Below are 18298 nucleotides of genomic sequence, written 5' to 3'. Positions count from 1 at the left end.
CCCGTACGTCCCATGGATCCCGTGGATCCCGTCCCGTGGCGTCGGACTACGCGCCGAACGCCTTGGACTGCCCCTTCGCGGCCTTCCCCTTCACCGGCTTGGCCCCGGCCAGCAGGTGCGCGGGCACCAGGTCGCGGGCCGGCTCCGAGTAGCCGACCGAGACGATCCGGTCACCCCGGTAGGTGAAGCTCGTCAGCGAGGCCAGCGTGCACTGCCGCTTGCGCGGGTCGTGCCACAGACGGCGGCGCTCGACGAAGGAGCGCAGGATCCAGATCGGCAGCTGGTGGCTGACGCAGACCGCCTCGTGGCCGCGCGCCGCGTCCCGGGCCGCGTCGAGCGCACCCATCATCCGGACGACCTGCTCGATGTACGGCTCGCCCCAGGACGGCTTGAACGGATTGGTGAGGTGCTTCCAGTTGTCCGGCTTGCGCAGCGCGCCGTCGCCGACGCCGAAGGTCTTGCCTTCGAAGACGTTGGCCGCCTCGATCAGCCGGGCGTCGGTGGCGAGGTCCAGGCCGTGCGCCTTGGCGACGGGGGCGGCGGTCTCCTGGGCGCGCTCCAGCGGGGAGGCCACGACATGGGTGATGTCGCGCTTCTCCAGGTGGTCGGCGACCCGGTCGGCCATCTTCCGGCCCAGGTCGGAGAGGTGGTAGCCGGGGCGGCGCCCGTAGAGCACGCCGTCCGGGTTGTGCACCTCGCCGTGCCGGACCACGTGCACCACGGTCAGCTGCTCGTCGCGGCCGACGCTCTCGTGGTCCGTGCTCTTCTCGCTCATGCGGTGGCCTCCGCCGCGGCACGGGCGGCGGCGGGCAGGGCGGCGGCGATGCGCTCGACCGCCCGCGCGTCGTGGGCCGTGGAGACGAACCAGGACTCGAACGCCGAGGGCGGCAGGTAGACGCCCTGCTCCAGCATCGCGTGGAAGAACGCGGTGAAGCGGAAGACGTCCTGCTTCTTGGCGTCGTCGTAGTTCCGGACGGGCTCGTCCGTGAAGAAGACGGAGAACATGTTGCTCGCGGCGGACACGGTGTGCGCGACGCCCTCCTTGGTGAGCGCGTCGCCCACCAGGGAGCGCAGCTCGGCGGAGACCGCGTCGATCTTCACGTACGCCGCGTCGTCCAGCAGCCGCAGCTGGGCGAGCCCGGCGGCGGTGGCGACCGGGTTCCCGGCGAGGGTGCCCGCCTGGTAGACCGGGCCGGCCGGGGCCAGGTGCGCCATCACTTCGCCGCGACCGCCGAAGGCCGCCGCGGGGAAGCCGCCGCCCATCACCTTGCCGAAGGTCAGCAGGTCGGGCCGGACACCGTCGACGCCGTACCAGCCGGCCATCGACGTACGGAAGCCCGTCATGACCTCGTCGGAGATGTACAGCGCGCCGTTGGCCGCGCACAGCTCCTTGAGCCCGGCGTTGAAGCCGTCCGCCGGCGGGACGACGCCCATGTTGCCGGGCGAGGCCTCGGTGATCACGCAGGCGATCTCACCCGGGTGCGCGGCGAAGGCGGCGCGCACCGCGTCCAGGTCGTTGTACGGCAGCACGACGGTGTCCCCCGCCGTGGCGCCCGTGACTCCCGGGGTGTCGGGCAGCCCGAAGGTGGCCACGCCCGACCCGGCGGCGGCCAGCAGTGCGTCCACATGCCCGTGGTAGCAGCCGGCGAACTTCACGACCTTGGCCCGGCCCGTGAAACCGCGGGCCAGCCGGATCGCCGACATGGTCGCCTCGGTGCCGGAGGAGACCAGGCGCACCTGCTCGACGGGCTCGATCCGCGCCACGATCTCCTCGGCGAGCGCGACCTCGCCCTCACCCGGCGTACCGAAGGAGGTGCCCCGGGAGACCGCCTCCTGGACGGCGGCGATGACCTCGGGGTGAGAGTGGCCGAGAATCATCGGCCCCCACGAGCACACGAGGTCGACGTACTCGCGGCCGTCGGCGTCGGTGAGGTACGGACCGGTGCCGGACACCATGAACCGGGGCGTACCGCCCACAGCCCGGAAGGCACGCACGGGAGAGTTCACGCCGCCGGGCGTCACGACGGACGCCCGGTCGAACAGCGACTGCGAAACTGGGGCTTCGTATGAATACGCCACTTTGGTCCTGATCTGCGATTCGGGTATCGGGAGGCCGGGCCGGGAAATCACTGACAATCTCGGCCACCGGTGAGCAGGGAGCGCACTCCCCTCGTATCACGAAAGAGCGTCAGTCCCCTCGCGTCTGCGAAACTGGGCCGACATAGGGAAAGCTCACACATGCCATGGTGTCAGAGGCGCGCACGGTCTTCGCGGACAGGTGTTTCACCGCACGCCCGCGGGGGAGGTCACTGACACGATGATCGGGTTGCGCGGCGGGGGCTGTGTCTCCTAAGAAGTAGTCGGGTGGATGAGATATGCATCGCGGTGGCGGAGTGGGCGAGGGGACCGACGACCTGGGGCCCGAGCCTGCCCGGCGAGGGCGGCACCGGCGCAGGGCCGAGCGCGCCCAGAGCAGGGGCGCGGACAGCACGCCGCCCCCCGGGACCAGGAGCGGGGGCGGGATGGGGGTGACGTACAAGTACTTCGGCGCCCCGGACGGGGCCACCGCCGCACGCGTGCCCATCTCGATGCGCCCGGAGGAGCTCGGCGGTGACGAGCTGGGCATGGGCGGCATGTTCACCAAGATCAAGCCGGAGACCGTGGCCGCCATGGTCCTGACCGGGATCCAGGGCATACCCCTGCACAAGGTCCCCCCGCTCGAACTGGTCGTCCTCCACCCCGACTACGCCGTGGTCAAGCTGCCGATGACCGTCGTCGACCCGCTGCGCGGCGTCGGCGAGGAGTCGGTCGGCGCGGCGGCCTTCATCTGGTCCACGGTCCCCGACCGCGGCGGCCCGCGCGACGCCTTCAACGTCTACCAGCTGCTCCACGAGTGGCAGGACTTCTCCCACCGCCTGCACGACGCGGGGCACCAGGCGTACTGCCTGGTCTGGCCCTGATCCGGGGACGGGCGAAGGCCGAGCGGAGTTCGAGCGGCTCCGTGCTCCGGAGCCCGCTCGCGCACGGCGTACCCGGAGCCGCTCGCACGCGGCGAGGCGGTGCGGCGACGACCGACGGCCGACACTCCTCGACGGCGGACGGCCGACACCCGACGGCCGACACTCGACGGCTGGTTCGAGCCAAATATCGTGAGAATTTGGCCGACAGCCGGTCTTCAGCCGACCCACCGGGCACGCCGATGCACAGGACACCCGACCATCTGGAGGTCCGCCGTGGGCGACGTTCTGCTGGCCCTGTCCATCCCCGTGCTCGTCTTCGGCGGCGGCATCTACGCGGCCTGCGACTGCTGGTGGCGCCGTAGGCACCCGGCGCCACCGTCCCCGTACACCCATCGGGCGGCCCGGCTCTCGGAACAGGAGATGCTGCTCCTGGCCGAGGAGATCGTCGACGCCGCGCACGCCGCGCTCGGCCCCCTCTACGACGCCCCGGGCCACGCCGGATCGCCCCTGGGCAGCCTCAGCCCCCGGCCGTCCCGGGCGCCCCGGGGAGACGCCACCCCGGATCGCGTCCCGTCACCGCCAGCAGCCGCTCGAAGGCGGTAGCCCCCTCCCCCACCGGGAACGGCTCACCGAACACCTTCATCTCCCGGGCCTGCGGAGCCATCGCCGCCAGCCCCGGCCCCAGTTCGTCGAGCACGCGCTCCTCCGGCACGAAGTCCGAGCCCGTCGCCCGCGCCAGGTCCCAGGCGTGCACGGTCAGATCGCCCAGCACCATGAGCCCCACCGTCCGGGCCGGCAGCCCCATCTGCCCGGTCGTGCCCTCCTCGACGCCGGGCACGCTCCACGCCTCCACCAGCCGGGCGGTCTCGGCACCGAACCTGCCCCGCCAGTCACCCGCCACGAACTCCGGCTCCCGGCCGAAATCCACCTCCTCGCGGGCCGCGAGGGCCTGGAAGTTCACGACCACCAGGAACAGGTGGTTCACCAGCGCCCGTACGTCGTACTCGGCACAGGGCGTACCACCGCCCAGCTGCCCGTCGTCGATCCCCCGCACGACGGGCAGGGCGCGGTCCGCGGCGGCTTCCAGCAGTTCACCGATCGTCTGTTTCATGCCTCCACCCTGCGCCCGCGCACCGCACGGCGTCTTGAAGAAACACGACAGGCGTGCGGCGGACGCGGGACCAGGGCCTTCCGTCCGGCTCGGACCGGACCGGACCGGACCGGACCCCGCGAGCCCGGCCCGATCCAGACGAAGGGCCCTAAAATCGGGTCATGGCCGCCGGACCTCGCCGCGACACCCGGGGCATCGTCGACGCCCCGGACCTGTTCGCGCACGTGCGCTTCCGCCGCCGCGAGCCCGCCGCCGGGCTGCGCCCGTATCTGGAGCACTACTGGCTGATCGACTGGGACCTCACCGAGCCGTACGCCGCCCATGTGGTCCCGCACCCGTCGGTGAACCTGGTCTTCCAGCGGTACGAGGCCGGGGACGGCCCCCGGGAGCGGTCCGGGTACGCCGAGGTCGCGGGTGTCGACCCCGGGCTCTTCGCCCGGAAACTGGCCGGGCGCGGCCGGGTCTGCGGGGTGCAGTTCCGGCCCGGCGGGTTCCGCCCGTTCGCACCCGGACGCCCGGTGTCCGCGTGGACCGGGCTGCGGTCCGACGCCGCCGGGGCGCTGCGGCTGCCGCCGCCCGTCCGGGGCGTCCTGGACCCGGACGACGAGGACGCGCGGGTCACGGCGCTGGACGCCTTCCTGCTGGCTCTGGAGCCCCGCCCCGACCCGCGGGCGGCGCTGGCGATGGCCGTCGTCGACCGGGTGCGCGCGGACCGCACGGTGCTCCGGGTCGACCGGCTCGCCCGGGACGCCGGGCTCTCCGCCCGCTCCCTGCAACGGCTCTTCTCCGCGTACGTCGGCGTCGGCCCCAAGTGGGTCATACTCCGCTACCGCGTCCACGAGGCCCTGGAGCGCGCCGGATCCGACCCGGCAGTCGACTGGGCGCGGCTCGCGGCGGAACTGGGCTACTGCGACCAGGCCCATCTGGTGCGGGACTTCACCGCGACGGTGGGCGTGCCCCCGACGGCGTTCGCTCCGCGTTGACGGGCGTGCCCCGACGGCGTTCGCCCCGCGTTGACGGGCGTGCCCCCGATGGCGTTCGCCCCGCGTTGACGGCGGCCGGGCGCGGCTCCGCACGCACATCCACCCGCACACCCGCACGCCCGTCCGTTCCCCGCACGCCCCGCCAACGTTCCCCGCACGCCCCGCCAACGTTCCCCGCACGCCCCGCCAAATCCCTGGCAGCCCGTCCCGTCCCGGTGGCATCCTGACCGGGTGAACGGACCCGAGATCACCCTCGAAGTAGCCCCTGAGCTGCGGCTCTTCGTCCCGCACGACCGTCGCGGCGGGCCCACGCCCCTCGTCACGGACGGCTCCTCGACCCTCGGCCATGTCATCGAGTCCCTCGGCGTGCCGCTCACCGAGGCCGGAACGCTGCTGGTGAACGGCTCCCCGGTGGCCCGCTCGCATGTGCCCGGCCCCGGCGAACACGTGGACGTACGCGCCGTAGAACGCCCCCAGCGGGTCCCCGGCGCTCCCCTGCGCTTCCTCCTCGACGTCCATCTCGGGACGCTGGCCCGCCGCTTGCGGCTCCTGGGCGTCGACGCGGCGTACGAGAGCGAGGACATCGGCGACCCCGCCCTGGCCACCCTCTCCGCACGGGAGCGGCGCGTCCTGCTCTCACGGGACCGCGGGCTGCTGCGCCGCCGCGAGATCTGGTCGGGGGCGTACGTCTACAGCGACCGCCCCCCGGAGCAGCTCCGCGACGTCCTCGGCCGGTTCGCCCCGGCCCTGGCTCCGTGGACCCGCTGCACCGCGTGCAACGGCACCCTGGCCGGGGCCGCGAAAGACGCCGTGAGCGGACTCCTCGAACACGGCACCCAGGAGGCGTACGACGTGTTCGCCCAGTGCACGGAGTGCTCCCGGGTGTACTGGCGCGGCGCCCACCACGGCCACCTGGAGACGATCGTGTCGGAGGCGATAGCCGAATTCGGGGGCGCGCCGGCCTAAGGGTCCCGGTTCGGGCCATGGCAGGGTCGGGCCGCCGGTCCGGCACGGCCCCCGGCACGTCGAGCCGCAGATCCGGCGCGGTCACCGGTAGGTTCGGGCCGCCGGTCCGGCGCGGCCCCGGTCGATCGAGCGCAGGTCCGGCGCGGTCCCCGGTCCTGGCCTCCCGCGGGCGGGGCGCCCCGCACCGCCTGCCTATTCTTCTCCCCGTACCCGATCAGCAGTCCGAGGAGATCGCCATGGCCGCCACCCCCATCGCCGTCATCACCGGCGCGAGCAGCGGCATCGGCGCCGCGACCGCCCGTACGCTGGCCGCCGCCGGCTTCCGGGTCGTGCTGACCGCCCGCCGCAAGGACCGCATCGAGGCGCTGGCCGCCGAGATCACCGAAGCCGGTCACCAGGCGACGGCCTACCCCCTGGACGTCACCGACCGCGCGGCCGTCGACGAGTTCGCCACCGCGTTCCGCTCCCTCGCCGTCCTCGTCAACAACGCGGGCGGGGCGCTCGGGGCCGACCCCGTCGCGACCGGCGATCCCGCCGACTGGCGGCAGATGTACGAGACCAACGTGATCGGCACCCTCAACGTCACCCAGGCCCTGCTGCCCGCCCTCACCGCGAGCGGCGACGGCACGATCGTGATCCTCTCCTCCACCGCGGCGCTCTCCGCGTACGAGGGCGGCGGCGGCTACGTGGCGGCCAAGCACGGCGAACACGTCCTGGCCGAGACCCTGCGGCTGGAGATCGTCGGCACCCCGGTCCGCGTCATCGAGGTGGCCCCCGGCATGGTCAGGACCGAGGAGTTCGCCACCACCCGTTTCCGCGGCGACACCGAGATGGCCGCCAAGGTCTACGCGGGCGTCGACGCCCCGCTGACCGCCGAGGACGTGGCCGACACGATCGGCTGGGCCGTCACCCGCCCCAGCCACGTCAACATCGACCTCCTGGTGGTCCGCCCCCGCGCCCAGGCCTCCAACACGAAGGTCCACCGCACCGGTTGAGCCGGATCACCCCTTGAGGCCGGGGCGACGGGACCACCGGACCACGCGACGTACGGGGCGGGGCGTAGCCGCCACCGCCGGACCGGCCCTCCGCACCCATTTCTCTCGATCACTCGTGCGGGTGACCCGGCCGGATCACCCACCCGGCCCTCGCAGTCGCTGCCTAAGCTCGGTCGCGCCAGAACACAGCGCGGCCCCCGGTCAGGATTGCCGTCCCGTCCGAGGGCCTCACCATCAGGAAGTTGGGCTTCCCATGGCTGAGCACGACACTAACGCGCCCCCACTGTTCGAGATCGGAGATCACCTGTCCGCCCCAGCGGCCGGTCCGGTCTTCATGGATCTCGAACACCCCGAATACGCTTACATGTTCGGTTTCCTCCAGGCCGACGGCCACCTCGCACAAGGCACCGGCCGCAAGGGCCGCCTGACGGTGGAGATCGGCGTCCGGGACATCGCCGTACTCCACGAGTTCCAGCGGCTGACCCCGTACAACAGCAGCATCACCGAGCGGGTGCGAGCCACGAACTTCCCCCAGGAGCACCACTCGGCCATCTGGACCCTCTGCGATCAGAGAGCCAGGGCCCGGATCAGCGAGCTGGGTCTTCCCTATGGCCGGAAGTCGAGGAAGATCACCCCGCCCCGTGTGGAGTTCTCCCGTCGCGACTATCTACGGGGCGTTATCGACGCCGACGGCTCGGTCGGCCACACCGGGCAGGGGCTCCCCTTCATCTCGCTGACCACCGCGAGCGCCGCTGTCGGCGCCTATCTCTGCAGGTACGTCAAGGCGGTGACCGGGGCCGCCCGGCAGATCAGACGCAACACCCGCGACGGAATCTTTAACGTCGTCTACACGAAGGAGGCGGCGGTTCAGCTGGCCGAGCACCTCTACTACCCGGGCTGCCTGTCCCTCGCGCGCAAACAGACGGCAGCCGCGTCTCTCGCTTCCTGGGAGCGCCCGGCGGACATGAGCGTCCGCCCTCCGGGGCGACGCTGGAAAGCCTGGGAGGACCGCGTTCTGCTGGCTCACGACGACACCGGTGCGGCGGCCGCCGAACTGGGCCGCAGTCAAGCCTCCTGCTCCGTACGCATGTGGCGGCTGAAGACCGGGAAGGTGCGGCACCCCAAGGACGCTCCGCCTGGCGCGTAACTCCCCGGAGGACGGATGAAGGGCGTGCCGCCGTCGGCGGCGACGCCCCTCATCTCAACCCTTGATGCAAATGACCTGCTTGAGCTTCGCGACGACCTCGACCAGATCCCGCTGCTGCTCCATGACCTGCTCGATGGGCTTGTACGCGGCCGGGATCTCGTCCAGAACGCCGGAGTCCTTGCGGCACTCCACACCGCGCGTCTGCTCCTCAAGGTCACGCACCGTGAAGCGACGCTTGGCCGCGTTCCGGCTCATCCGGCGACCGGCTCCGTGCGAGGCCGAGTTGAACGCCTTCTCGTTGCCGAGACCCTTCACGATGTACGAACTGGTGCCCATCGAGCCGGGAATGATCCCGTACTCCCCGGAGCCGGCGCGGATCGCTCCCTTGCGGGTGACCAGCAGGTCCGCTCCGTCGTACCGCTCCTCCGCCACGTAGTTGTGGTGGCAGGAAATCTCCTGCTCGAAGACCGGCTTCGCCTTCTTGAACTCCTTGCGGACCACGTCTTTGAAGAGCACCATCATGATCGCGCGGTTGTACTTGGCGTACTCCTGCGCCCAGTACAGATCGTTCCGGTAGGCGGCCATCTGCGGAGTCTCCGAGATGAAGACGGCCAGGTCCCGGTCGACAAGGCTCTGGTTGTGCGGAAGCTTCTGCGCGATGCCGATGTGGTGCTCGGCGAGTTCCTTGCCGATGTTGCGGGAGCCCGAGTGCAGCATCAGCCACACCGCACCCTCACTGTCGAGGCAGAACTCGATCATATGATTTCCCGAGCCAAGTGTTCCCATCTGCTTCGTGGCGCGTTCCTGGCGGAATTTGACCGCATCGGCGATCCCCCCGAACCGCCCCCAGAAGTCGTCCCATCCCGCCGTCGAGAACCCGTGCAGCTTCCCCGGGTCCACCGCGTCACCGTGCATCCCCCGGCCGACCGGGATGGCCTGCTCGATCTTGGAGCGCAGCCGTGACAGGTCGCCGGGAAGGTCGTTCGCGGTGAGGGACGTCTTGACGGCGGACATTCCGCAGCCGATGTCCACCCCGACCGCGGCCGGGCACACCGCGCCCTGCATCGCGATCACCGAGCCGACCGTCGCCCCCTTGCCGAAGTGGACGTCCGGCATGACGGCGAGACCTCTGATCCACGGCAGCGTGGAGACGTTGCGCAGCTGCTGCATCGCCACGTCCTCGACCGACGCGGGGTCCGCCCACATCCGGATCGGGACCTTCGCTCCCGGCACCTCTACGTACGACATAACTCCTCGATTCCCCCGAAAAGACTGAAAGCGCAAAACCGGTACCAAGATCGGCAAACCTGTCGGCCGACCGGCATTCACAGCGGCGCGTGCGATACACATTGTGTCCATCGGCCGCCTTCGAGCGGCAACCCGTTTTCCGTACCGAAGGGAGCCTGGGACGGTGCGAGACATGGCGTACGTACCCGGCGTCGCGCTTCTGGCAGCGCTCGTCGTCGGCTGCAGCGCCGGCTCCGACAGCAACGCGAACGGCGCCGACAGCAAGGCGGGCAGCCCGACGGTCACCCCCGCGCCCCCGGGCAAGTACGAGACCCTGCCCGCCCCCTGCCGTGCCGTGCCGCGCGGCATGCTCAAGGACCTGCTGCCCGGCGCCGCGGAACTGCCCGGGGACCAGCAGGAGAAGGTGTTCCGAGGCTCGGCGTCCGTCACCTACGACACCGACCGCAAGGTCGGCTGCGGCTGGAAGTCCGACGCGCCGAACGCCACCCGAAGCCTCTCCATCGACTTCGAGCGGGTCGTCTCCTACGACCCCGCGGTCAGCGACGACGACCGCGCCGACACGGTGTACGCGAAGAAGGAGAAGGCCGCCGGCCTGTCGTCGGCGGCGACCCCCGGGCCGGACGCGGAGAAGAACAGCGGGGCTCCGGGCGAGCAGGGGAAGGACAAGGGCAAGGGCGCCGACACGGACAAGCCGGAGGACGCGGCGACGGACGCCACGGCCTCGGCGGAAGGATCGGCGGACGCCACGGCCTCGGCGGACGGGCCGGCAGACCCCTCGTCCTCCTCCTCGCCCTCCGGAGGCGACGGCGGGGGCGACACCGGCGGCAGTGACGGCAGCACCGGCACCGGCACGGAGGAGGCCCTCCCCTCGCGCGTCCTCGACAATCTCGGCGATGCCGCATTTCTGCACGATCTGCCCACTCGGGCAGGTTCCACCGCACAGCACCGCACGGTGAGCGTGGTATTCCGCACATCGAACGTGGTCGTGACCGTCCGATACGCCGAGCAGCCGGCCCTCGTCACACAGGTGTCCGACAGCAGGGAACTCCAGGAGAAGGCCCAGGCACTGGCCCGGAAGCTGGCCGAGACGCTCAGCGAATAGACCCCCGCCCAACGGGCCCCCACCGGCCGGATTCCGCTCTCCGGGGGCCCTCGACGGCGGCACGGGCCGACCGCCGGCCGTCGTACCGTGGCTGTCCGGAAGACGTACCGCCCCGCTACCGAGCCCACCCGTACACCGCACGAACCGAGACCTCCAGCACCGAGAGCTCCGTGCCATCCGAGTGAAGGAACCATGCACCGATCAGCCCCGCGCCTGTCCCGCATCCTCGCCTGCGCCGCCGTTCCGGTGATGCTCGTAGCCGTCGGCTGCTCGTCGGACTCCGACTCCGACGGCAAGAAGAACGCGGGCTCCTCGTCGTCCGGCACCCCCAGCGCCAAGCCCACGGAGCCCACCGTCGAAGCGGCGAGGTTCGACGATCTGCCCGACCCGTGCACCTCGGTCACCAAGAAGACGATCAAGGACCTGGTGCCCGAGGCCAAGAAGAAGAACGGCACGGCCGGCCGGTCCAACGACCTGGCGGCCCGCAGCAGTTGCTCCTGGAACGGTCTGGACGACAAGGGCGTCGACGGCTCGCAGTACCGCTGGCTGGATGTCGGCTTCACCCGCTTCGACTCGGACCAGTCGCTGGGCAGCGGCGCCAAGCGCGCCACCGCCGAGTACACGAAGCAGGTCACCAAGGCGAAGGCCTCGGAGGGCGCGGAAAAGGTCGCCGCCGAGCCCACCACGGGCATCGGCGAGGAGGCCACGACCGTCACCTACGGTCTCAGCAAGACGGACGAGGACTTCGCGTACGCGACCGTCGTGGCGCGCACGGGCAATGTCGTCGTCACCCTGACGTACAACGGCGCGGGTTACGCGGGTGCGAAGACGCCCTCGTCCGCGAGCATCGTCAAGGGCGCCCAGAAGGCGGCGAAGGAAGCGGTCGCCGCCGTCGCCGACACCGCCGACGCCAAGGTCACTCCCCCGGTGAAGAGCGGCTCCGACGACAGCAAGAAGGACGTCAAGAAGGACACGGCCAAGGGCAGCGGCACCGACAGCGACAGCGACAGCCCCAAGTCGAAGACCAAGCCGAAGCCGAAGACGAACTGACGGCCCTCCCGCACGCTTTCCCGAGACCCGTCCCTCCCCGAGACCCGGCCCTCCCCGAGGGCCGGGTCTCGCCGTTCGGGCGAGCCCCGCCCGAAGCTCCGCCCGAAGCCCCGCCCGAAACCTCATCCGAAGTGCCCGCCGAGGCAGCGCCGAAGCCCGCACGGAAGCTTCCGCCGGGCCCGGGAACAGCCCCACAACTCCTCCCCCGCGTAACGAAACTCGCACACATGTGCCAGGCTGTCCCCTCGCCGGGCGTCTGGAGCCTGGCCGAAAACCAATGCCGGGCGCACAGGCCGGGTTCGGGTACAACAGAGGTCGGGGAGGGGATCGCGCGTGGCCGCGATGCAGCTGACACGCACGCACCGCATACTCATCGGGATCGTCGTCGCCGGTGCGGTGCTCATCGCCGCGATCGGTTTCGCGGGTTCCTACGCCGCCGTGCGCGAACTCGCGGAGGACAAGGGTTTCGGCGAGTTCGCGGTGGTCTTCCCCATCGGCATCGACGCGGGCATCTGCGTCCTGCTGGCCCTGGACCTCCTGCTGACCTGGATGCGGATCCCGTTCCCGCTGCTGCGCCAGACGGCGTGGCTGCTGACCGCCGCGACGATCGCGTTCAACGGCGCGGCCTCCTGGCCGGATCCGCTCGGCACCGCGATGCACGCGGTGATCCCGGTGCTGTTCGTCGTCTCCGTCGAGGCCGCCCGGCACGCGGTGGGCCGGATCGCGGACATCACGGCCGACAAGCACATGGAGGGTGTCCGGCTCACCCGCTGGCTGCTCTCGCCGATCCCGACGTTCAAGCTGTGGCGGCGGATGAAGCTGTGGGAGCTGCGCAGTTACGAGCAGGTCATCAAGCTCGAACAGGACCGGCTGATCTACCAGGCCCGGCTCCAGGCCCGCTTCGGCCGCAACTGGCGGCGCAAGGCCCCGGTCGAGTCGATGATGCCGCTGCGCCTCGCGAAGTACGGCGTGCCGCTCGCCGAGACCGCCCCGGCCGGGCTCGCCGCCGCCGGCATCGAACCGGCCCTGCTGCCACCGGTCGAGGGGCCCCGCCCGAAGGCGGAGCTGCCTGAGCTGCCGTACGAGCCCCAGCGCGAGCCGCGGCAGGAGCAGGCACAGCAGCACCCGCAACATCATCATCAGCAGCAGCAGCAGCAGCAAGAACAGCATCAGCATCAGCACTCGATGTCACTCGAGAAGCAGGCGCCCCAGCAGCACCAGCGGAGCCAACAGCAGACCCAGCCGGCCCCGCACCCCGAGCAACAGGATCGGCCCCAGCCCCAGGCCATGGAGCCCTCGCCGGTCCCGCCCACCCACGACAGCCCCTGGTTCGCCGCCCAGAAGCTTCCGGAGAGCACGCCGCACGCCAGCGCGTACGACCCGCAGCACGCCGAGGGCCTGGAGCCCACTCCGGCCGCCGTCCCCCTGGGCCCCGGCCGCACCCGGCCCCTCGGCGACGTCGGCACGATCGGCGCGGTCCCGCACCCCCGCCGTGACGACCTCGACGAAGACCTCCACGGGGCCCCGGAACCCGTACAACAGGCCCAACAGACCCAGCAGGCCCAACAGGCCCAGCGAGTCCAGCAGGCCGCCGACCAGGAGCCGCCCGCCGTCCCCGAAGAGGCACCGCAGTTGGAGCCCTGGTCCCAGGAGGACGAGGACTTCGCCAACCGGGCGTTCGAGGAGTACACCGCCTTGACCGATCAGGAGGGCCAGTACCCGACCCTCGCGGCCCTCGACATCACCCTGGCGGACAAGCGCGACGTGCACCACCCGCGCTCCGCGGAGCTGCTCCAGGACCTGATGCCGCAGTTCAAGAACCTCTACACCCAGCGCACGACGGCCGCCCGGAGCACCTGACGTACGGGCACGGGGTACGGACGACAGGGGCCGCCGCCCGGGAGGGATTCCCGGCCGGCGGCCCCTGTCGTCCGTACCGCGGCGGCGCTACGCGCCCAGCAGCCTGCGCACCCGGTCCGCCCCCACCGCGAGCAGCAGCGTGGGCAGGCGGGGCCCCGTGTCACGGCTGACGAGCAGCCGGTAGATCAGGGCGAAGAAGGACCGCTGCGCGGCCTTCAGCTCGGGCGTCGGCTTGGCGTCCGGCTCCAGGCCCGCCAGCACCTTCGGCACGCCGTAGACGAGCGTGGTGAGCCCGTCCAGCGACCAGTGCGTGTCGAGTCCCTCCAGGAGGAGGCGCAGCGACTCGCGGCCCTGGTCGTCGAGCGAGCCGAGCAACTCCTTGTCGGGCTGGTCCCGGACGATGGTGCGGGCCTCGGCCGGGACCTGGGTGGTGATCCAGCTCTCGGCCCGGTCGAGGCGCGGGCGGGCCTCGTCCAGCGAGGTCAGCGGGTTGTCCGGGTCCAGCTCGCCGAGGATGCGCAGCGTCTGGTCCTCGGCGCCGGCGGTGATGTCGGCGACCGAGGCGAGCGTCCGGTACGGCAGCGGGTGCGGGGTGCTCGGGAGCTCCCCGGCCGCCGTGCGGACGGCACGGGAGTACGCGGCGGCGTCGGCGGGCAGCACGGTTCCGTCGGCGACCTTGCGGCCCAGCGCGTCCCACTCGTCGTACAGCCGCTGGATCTCCTGGTCGAAGGCGATCTTGAACGACTGGTTGGGCCTGCGGCGGGCGTAGAGCCAGCGCAGCAGCGGCGCCTCCATGATCTCCAGCGCGTCGGCCGGGGTGGGCACCCCGCCCTTGCTGGAGGACATCTTGGCCATGCCGGAGATGCCGACGAAGGCGTACATGGGCCCGATGGGCTGGACGCCGTCGAAGACCTCGCGGACGATCTGGCCGCCCACCACGAAGGAGGAGCCGGGTGAGGAGTGGTCGACGCCGCTGGGCTCGAAGATCACGCCCTCGTACGCCCAGCGCATCGGCCAGTCGACCTTCCAGACGAGCTTGCCGCGGTTGAACTCGTTGAGGCGGACCGTCTCGGCGAAGCCGCACGCCGAGCAGGTGTAGTTCAGCTCGGTGGTGTCGTCGTCGTAGGAGGTGACGACGGTGAGGTCCTTCTCGCAGTTGCCGCAGTAGGGCTTGTACGGGAAGTAGCCGGCGGTGTTGCCGCTGCCGTCGTCCTCGTCGGCGGCGCCGGAGCCCTCGGCGGCCTCCAGCTCGGCCTCGTCGACCTTCTTCTGCTGCTGCGGCTTCTTGCCGCCCTTGCCCTGAGGGCCGCCGGCCGGGTCCTTCTTCGTCCGGTAGCGGTCCAGTACGGCGTCGATGTCGGCGCGGTGCTTCATCGCGTGCAGGATCTGCTCGCGGTAGGTCCCGGCGGTGTACTGCTCCGTCTGGCTGATGCCGTCGTACTCGACGCCCAGCTCGTCCAGGGCCGCCGTCATGGCGGCCTTGAAGTGCTCGGCCCAGTTCGGGTACGCGGAGCCGGGCGGGGCGGGCACCGAGGTCAGCGGCTTGCCGATGTGCTTGCCCCAGGTCGCGCTGTCGACCCCCGGAATGCCCTCCGGGACCTTGCGGTAGCGGTCGTAGTCGTCCCAGGAGATCAGGTGGCGCACGGTGTGCCCGCGGCGGCGGACCTCGTCGGCGACCAGGTGCGGGGTCATGACCTCGCGGAGGTTGCCGAGGTGGATCGGGCCCGACGGGGACAGGCCGGAGGCGACGACGACCGGTTTGCCAGGCGCACGACGCTCCGATTCGGCGATGACATCGTCCGCGAAGCGGGAGACCCAGTCGGTCTCGGTGCTGGTCTGACTCTCGGCCACGGTCGGCACGTCCTTCTCTCGTCTGTCGGTTCCCGATGGGGTACGGACCATTCTCCCAGCTACACCCAGCAGCGCGAAAACGGCTTTACGCCCCGTGGGATACTGGAGAGATCCCTTGGACGCCCAAGAGAACCCCTCGTACCCCCTACGGAAACGGCAGCCGGACATGGCCTCGGTCCCTTCCCTCGCTTCCACGCTCCAGCAGCAGCTGGCGGACGCCCTGACGGCAGCTCTGCCGGATGCCGGCGCCGCGGACCCGCTGCTGCGACGTAGCGACCGGGCCGACTTCCAGGCCAACGGCATCCTGGCGCTCGCCAAGAAGCTCAAGGGCAATCCGCGGGAGCTGGCCGCCCAGGTCACCGCCGCCCTCCCGGCGGGCGGGCTGATCAAGGACATCGAGGTATCCGGCCCCGGCTTCCTCAATGTCACGCTCACCGACCGGGCGATCGTCGAGACGCTGGCCGCCCGGGCGGCGGACGGCGAGGGCCGGCTCGGCGTGCCGCTGAAGGACGACGCCGGCACGACGGTCATCGACTACGCCCAGCCGAACGTGGCCAAGGAGATGCACGTCGGCCATCTGCGGTCGGCGGTCATCGGCGACGCCGTGGTCAGGATCCTGGAGTTCACCGGCGAGAGGGTCGTCCGGCGGCACCACATCGGCGACTGGGGCACCCAGTTCGGCATGCTCATCCAGTATCTGATCGAGCACCCGGACGCGCTGAAGCACGAGGGCGGTACGAGCGACGGCGAGGCGGCGATGTCGACGCTGAACCGGGTCTACAAGGAGTCGCGGGTCCTGTTCGACTCCGACGAGGAGTTCAAGGCCCGCTCCCGGGACCGGGTGGTGGCCCTCCAGGCCGGGGACCCCGAGACGCTGGAGCTGTGGCACCGCTTCGTCGACGAGTCGAAGATCTACTTCCACTCGGTGTTCGACAAGCTCGACATGGTGATCGCCGACCCGGACATCGTCGGTGAGTCCGGCTACAACGACATGCTGGAGGAGACCTGCCGGATCCTGGAGGAGACGGGCGTCGCCGTCCGCTCCGAGGGTGCGCTGTGCGTGTTCTTCGACGACGTGAAGGGCCCGGACGGCAACAAGGTCCCGCTCATCGTGAAGAAGACGAACGGCGGCTACGGCTACGCGGCGACCGACCTCTCCGCGATCCGGAACCGGGTGCGGGACCTCAAGGCGGACACCCTGGTGTACGTGGTGGACGCGCGGCAGTCGCTGCACTTCAAGATGGTCTTCGAGACGGCCCGGCGGGCCGGCTGGCTGAACGAGGACGTCAAGGCCGTGCAGCTCGCGTTCGGCACGGTCCTCGGCAAGGACGGCAAGCCGTTCAAGACCCGTGAGGGCGAGACCGTGCGGCTGGAGGACCTCCTCGACGAGGCGGTCACGCGGGCCACGGCGGTCGTCCGGGACAAGGCCGACAAGGTGGGCCTGTCCGAGGACGAGATCGTCGAGAACGGCCGGTACGTCGGCATCGGGGCCGTGAAGTACGCGGACCTGTCGACCTCCGCCGTGCGGGACTACAAGTTCGACCTGGACCAGATGGTGGCGCTGCACGGCGACACGTCGGTGTACCTCCAGTACGCGTACGCCCGCGTCCAGTCGATCCTGCGCAAGGCGGGGGACGCGGTCCCGGCCGCCCACCCGGAGCTGGAGCTGGCCCCGGCGGAGCGGGCGCTCGGTCTGCACCTGGACCAGTTCGGCGAGGTCCTCGCCGAGGTCGGTGCGGGCTACGAGCCGCACAAGCTGGCCGCGTATCTCTACCAGCTGGCGTCCCACCTGACCACGTTCTACGACCAGTGCCAGGTGCTCAGCCCGGACAACGCCCCGGAGGTCGTCGAGAACCGGCTCTTCCTGGTCGAGCTGACCGCCCGGACCCTGCACCAGGGAATGGCGCTGCTGGGCATCCGGACGCCCGAGCGGCTCTGATCCCGCACCCGGCTGTACGTACGTCGGCCCCGGTCACCGTCACAGGTGCCGGGGCCGACGCGCGTTGGTCCGTCCGCCCGGTCACCGTCACAGGTGCCGGGGCCGGGGCCGGCGCGCGTAGGTCCGTCCGGGTCAGGGAGCGGTGAGTTCCACGACCACGTCGTAGACCGCCGGGTTCGGTGTGACCGGCCGCACGGTCTGCTCGCGCGCGGCCCGGGTGCGGGAGGCGAAGTCGGGGTCGGCGGTGGCTGCCTCCCACGCCTCCTGGCTCTCCCAGTGGGAGACGTTGACGAGCTGGAAGCGGGAGTCCGAGGAGCGGGCCCGGTGCATTCGCGAGTCGATGAAGCCCGGCTTCTCGCGCATGAGGCGGGCCCGCTCCTCCCACTTCTCGACGAACGCGTCGAGTTCGTCGGCGGAGATCTCGAAGACGTTGATGAAGGTGACGGGCGAGTCCGGGGTGTCGGTGGTCAAGCCGTTCTCTGCGGTCATGTCGCAACTCTAGGAGCCGGTCGGCCGCCTACTGCGGTCGGCCCAGCGCCCACCCCGACACGTCGGCGAGGCGTCCGCGCCACAGCGGCAGGGAGACCGGGTTCATGGCCCCGGAGACGAGGGTGACGTCCCGCAGGTGGATCCAGCGGGGCAGCCGGGACGCCCCCGCCTCGTCCTCCTCCGCGCGCAGTTCCCGTACGCCCTGGTCGACCGTCTCGGGAAACTCGGCGAGCAGGTTGGCCCCCTCCCCCTCGACCTGGCGCAGGCTCCTGGCCCACTCGGCCTTCCACTGCTCGTGCCCGATGACGTCCCCGTGCAGCAGGCCGCCCGGGTGCGTCAGGGTTAGGGGCAGGCTGGAGCGGGGGTCCTCGTCGAGGAGCTGGATGAGCAGCTGGAGCTGAAGGTCGGGCAGAGGTTCGGTGATCACCGCGGCGGACGGTGCCGGTGAGGTGTCGGCGGTGGCGCTCATGGGCCCTTCCCTTCACATGGCGGACGACGGTCGTCCTCCCCGCCTGCCCCGGCGAGCGCGCGCGCACGCCTCCGGGGGCCGACCGGCCTCAGTGGGAGCACGCCCGCCTCCCAGGAGCGGGCCGGGCC

Annotated in this window: 17 protein-coding genes; 10 read left to right on the top strand and 7 right to left on the bottom strand. The window is 71.2% G+C overall.

Features of this window, described 5'->3' with window-relative positions:
- Positions 1–46: 46 nt before the first annotated feature.
- Complete coding sequence (locus AB0F29_RS37110; protein WP_361882062.1) at positions 47–775, bottom strand: histidine phosphatase family protein; 729 nt, start codon at positions 773–775, stop codon at positions 47–49.
- Entirely contained in the window at positions 772–2043 is a 1272-nt protein-coding gene (gene hemL, locus AB0F29_RS37105; RefSeq protein WP_361882110.1) for a glutamate-1-semialdehyde 2,1-aminomutase, read from the bottom strand. Before hemL ends, AB0F29_RS37110 begins: the two co-directional genes overlap by 4 nt.
- 332 nt (positions 2044–2375) lie before the next feature.
- On the opposite strand from hemL, the gene AB0F29_RS37100 reads away from it, so the two are divergent.
- Positions 2376–2960 carry a hypothetical protein gene (locus tag AB0F29_RS37100; RefSeq protein WP_073746161.1) on the top strand — a complete coding sequence of 195 codons (585 nt, stop codon included), beginning with the start codon at positions 2376–2378 and terminating at the stop codon, positions 2958–2960.
- A gap of 273 nt (positions 2961–3233) precedes the next feature.
- On the top strand, positions 3234–3563 hold the full coding sequence (locus tag AB0F29_RS37095) for a hypothetical protein (RefSeq protein WP_361882059.1): 330 nt from the start codon (positions 3234–3236) through the stop codon (positions 3561–3563).
- Here the strand turns inward: AB0F29_RS37095 and AB0F29_RS37090 are convergent.
- Positions 3478–4071: a TIGR03086 family metal-binding protein gene (locus AB0F29_RS37090; RefSeq protein WP_361882056.1), complete on the bottom strand. Its 594-nt coding sequence runs from the start codon at positions 4069–4071 to the stop codon at positions 3478–3480. The genes AB0F29_RS37095 and AB0F29_RS37090 overlap by 86 nt on opposite strands.
- A 161-nt stretch (positions 4072–4232) precedes the next feature.
- On the opposite strand from AB0F29_RS37090, the gene AB0F29_RS37085 reads away from it, so the two are divergent.
- From AB0F29_RS37085 to AB0F29_RS37070, 4 genes are all read left to right on the top strand, one after another.
- Positions 4233–5054: a helix-turn-helix domain-containing protein gene (locus tag AB0F29_RS37085; protein ID WP_361882053.1), complete on the top strand. Its 822-nt coding sequence runs from the start codon at positions 4233–4235 to the stop codon at positions 5052–5054.
- A gap of 231 nt (positions 5055–5285) precedes the next feature.
- Positions 5286–6020, top strand: coding sequence for a Mut7-C RNAse domain-containing protein (locus AB0F29_RS37080; protein WP_361882050.1), 735 nt, complete (start codon positions 5286–5288; stop codon positions 6018–6020).
- Between the two features lie 236 nt (positions 6021–6256).
- On the top strand, positions 6257–7015 hold the full coding sequence (locus AB0F29_RS37075; RefSeq protein ID WP_361882047.1) for an SDR family oxidoreductase: 759 nt from the start codon (positions 6257–6259) through the stop codon (positions 7013–7015).
- 253 nt (positions 7016–7268) lie between these two features.
- Entirely contained in the window at positions 7269–8162 is an 894-nt protein-coding gene (locus AB0F29_RS37070; protein WP_361882044.1) for an LAGLIDADG family homing endonuclease, read from the top strand.
- 54 nt (positions 8163–8216) lie between these two features.
- On the opposite strand, the gene AB0F29_RS37065 is transcribed toward AB0F29_RS37070, so the two are convergent.
- Positions 8217–9410, bottom strand: coding sequence for an RtcB family protein (locus tag AB0F29_RS37065; RefSeq protein ID WP_361882041.1), 1194 nt, complete (start codon positions 9408–9410; stop codon positions 8217–8219).
- A gap of 172 nt (positions 9411–9582) precedes the next feature.
- Between AB0F29_RS37065 and AB0F29_RS37060 the strand changes: the two genes are divergently transcribed.
- The 3 genes from AB0F29_RS37060 to AB0F29_RS37050 all read left to right on the top strand — a co-directional run bounded on the left by AB0F29_RS37060 (position 9583) and on the right by AB0F29_RS37050 (position 13422).
- On the top strand, positions 9583–10512 hold the full coding sequence (locus AB0F29_RS37060; RefSeq protein WP_361882038.1) for a DUF3558 domain-containing protein: 930 nt from the start codon (positions 9583–9585) through the stop codon (positions 10510–10512).
- A 192-nt stretch (positions 10513–10704) separates the two neighbouring features.
- Positions 10705–11562: a DUF3558 domain-containing protein gene (locus AB0F29_RS37055; protein WP_361882035.1), complete on the top strand. Its 858-nt coding sequence runs from the start codon at positions 10705–10707 to the stop codon at positions 11560–11562.
- Between the two features lie 333 nt (positions 11563–11895).
- Complete coding sequence (locus tag AB0F29_RS37050; protein WP_361882032.1) at positions 11896–13422, top strand: DUF2637 domain-containing protein; 1527 nt, start codon at positions 11896–11898, stop codon at positions 13420–13422.
- 87 nt (positions 13423–13509) lie between these two features.
- Here the strand turns inward: AB0F29_RS37050 and lysS are convergent, their stop codons facing one another.
- Positions 13510–15282 (bottom strand): lysine--tRNA ligase, encoded by a 1773-nt coding sequence (gene lysS / locus AB0F29_RS37045; protein WP_361882029.1) that lies wholly within the window; start codon positions 15280–15282, stop codon positions 13510–13512.
- A 157-nt stretch (positions 15283–15439) separates the two neighbouring features.
- On the opposite strand from lysS, the gene argS reads away from it, so the two are divergent.
- Complete coding sequence (argS, locus tag AB0F29_RS37040; protein WP_361882026.1) at positions 15440–17212, top strand: arginine--tRNA ligase; 1773 nt, start codon at positions 15440–15442, stop codon at positions 17210–17212.
- Positions 17213–17344: 132 nt separating this feature from the next.
- Here argS and AB0F29_RS37035 read toward each other — a convergent pair whose 3' ends face one another.
- Both AB0F29_RS37035 and AB0F29_RS37030 read right to left on the bottom strand, forming a co-directional pair.
- Complete coding sequence (locus tag AB0F29_RS37035; protein WP_361882023.1) at positions 17345–17701, bottom strand: antibiotic biosynthesis monooxygenase family protein; 357 nt, start codon at positions 17699–17701, stop codon at positions 17345–17347.
- Between the two features lie 28 nt (positions 17702–17729).
- Complete coding sequence (locus AB0F29_RS37030) at positions 17730–18170, bottom strand: hypothetical protein (RefSeq protein WP_361882020.1); 441 nt, start codon at positions 18168–18170, stop codon at positions 17730–17732.
- Positions 18171–18298: the final 128 nt, after the last annotated feature.

It is taken from the genome of Streptomyces sp. NPDC026589, assembly GCF_040638385.1.
Taxonomy (GTDB): Bacteria; Actinomycetota; Actinomycetes; order Streptomycetales; family Streptomycetaceae; genus Streptomyces.
This window is presented reverse-complemented; position numbering and strand designations above follow the sequence as displayed.

Excerpts from the sequence above, each read along its gene's own strand:
- AB0F29_RS37060 (WP_361882038.1), top strand. The coding sequence starts at position 9,583 with ATGGCGTACGTACCCGGCGTCGCGCTTCTGGCAGCGCTCGTCGTCGGC.
- AB0F29_RS37090 (WP_361882056.1), bottom strand. The coding sequence starts at position 4,071 with ATGAAACAGACGATCGGTGAACTGCTGGAAGCCGCCGCGGACCGCGCC.
- AB0F29_RS37085 (WP_361882053.1), top strand. The coding sequence starts at position 4,233 with ATGGCCGCCGGACCTCGCCGCGACACCCGGGGCATCGTCGACGCCCCG.
- AB0F29_RS37065 (WP_361882041.1), bottom strand. The coding sequence starts at position 9,410 with ATGTCGTACGTAGAGGTGCCGGGAGCGAAGGTCCCGATCCGGATGTGG.
- AB0F29_RS37070 (WP_361882044.1), top strand. The coding sequence starts at position 7,269 with ATGGCTGAGCACGACACTAACGCGCCCCCACTGTTCGAGATCGGAGAT.
- AB0F29_RS37110 (WP_361882062.1), bottom strand. The coding sequence starts at position 775 with ATGAGCGAGAAGAGCACGGACCACGAGAGCGTCGGCCGCGACGAGCAG.
- AB0F29_RS37075 (WP_361882047.1), top strand. The coding sequence starts at position 6,257 with ATGGCCGCCACCCCCATCGCCGTCATCACCGGCGCGAGCAGCGGCATC.
- AB0F29_RS37035 (WP_361882023.1), bottom strand. The coding sequence starts at position 17,701 with ATGACCGCAGAGAACGGCTTGACCACCGACACCCCGGACTCGCCCGTC.
- AB0F29_RS37100 (WP_073746161.1), top strand. The coding sequence starts at position 2,376 with ATGCATCGCGGTGGCGGAGTGGGCGAGGGGACCGACGACCTGGGGCCC.
- AB0F29_RS37030 (WP_361882020.1), bottom strand. The coding sequence starts at position 18,170 with ATGAGCGCCACCGCCGACACCTCACCGGCACCGTCCGCCGCGGTGATC.
- AB0F29_RS37055 (WP_361882035.1), top strand. The coding sequence starts at position 10,705 with ATGCACCGATCAGCCCCGCGCCTGTCCCGCATCCTCGCCTGCGCCGCC.
- argS (WP_361882026.1), top strand. The coding sequence starts at position 15,440 with ATGGCCTCGGTCCCTTCCCTCGCTTCCACGCTCCAGCAGCAGCTGGCG.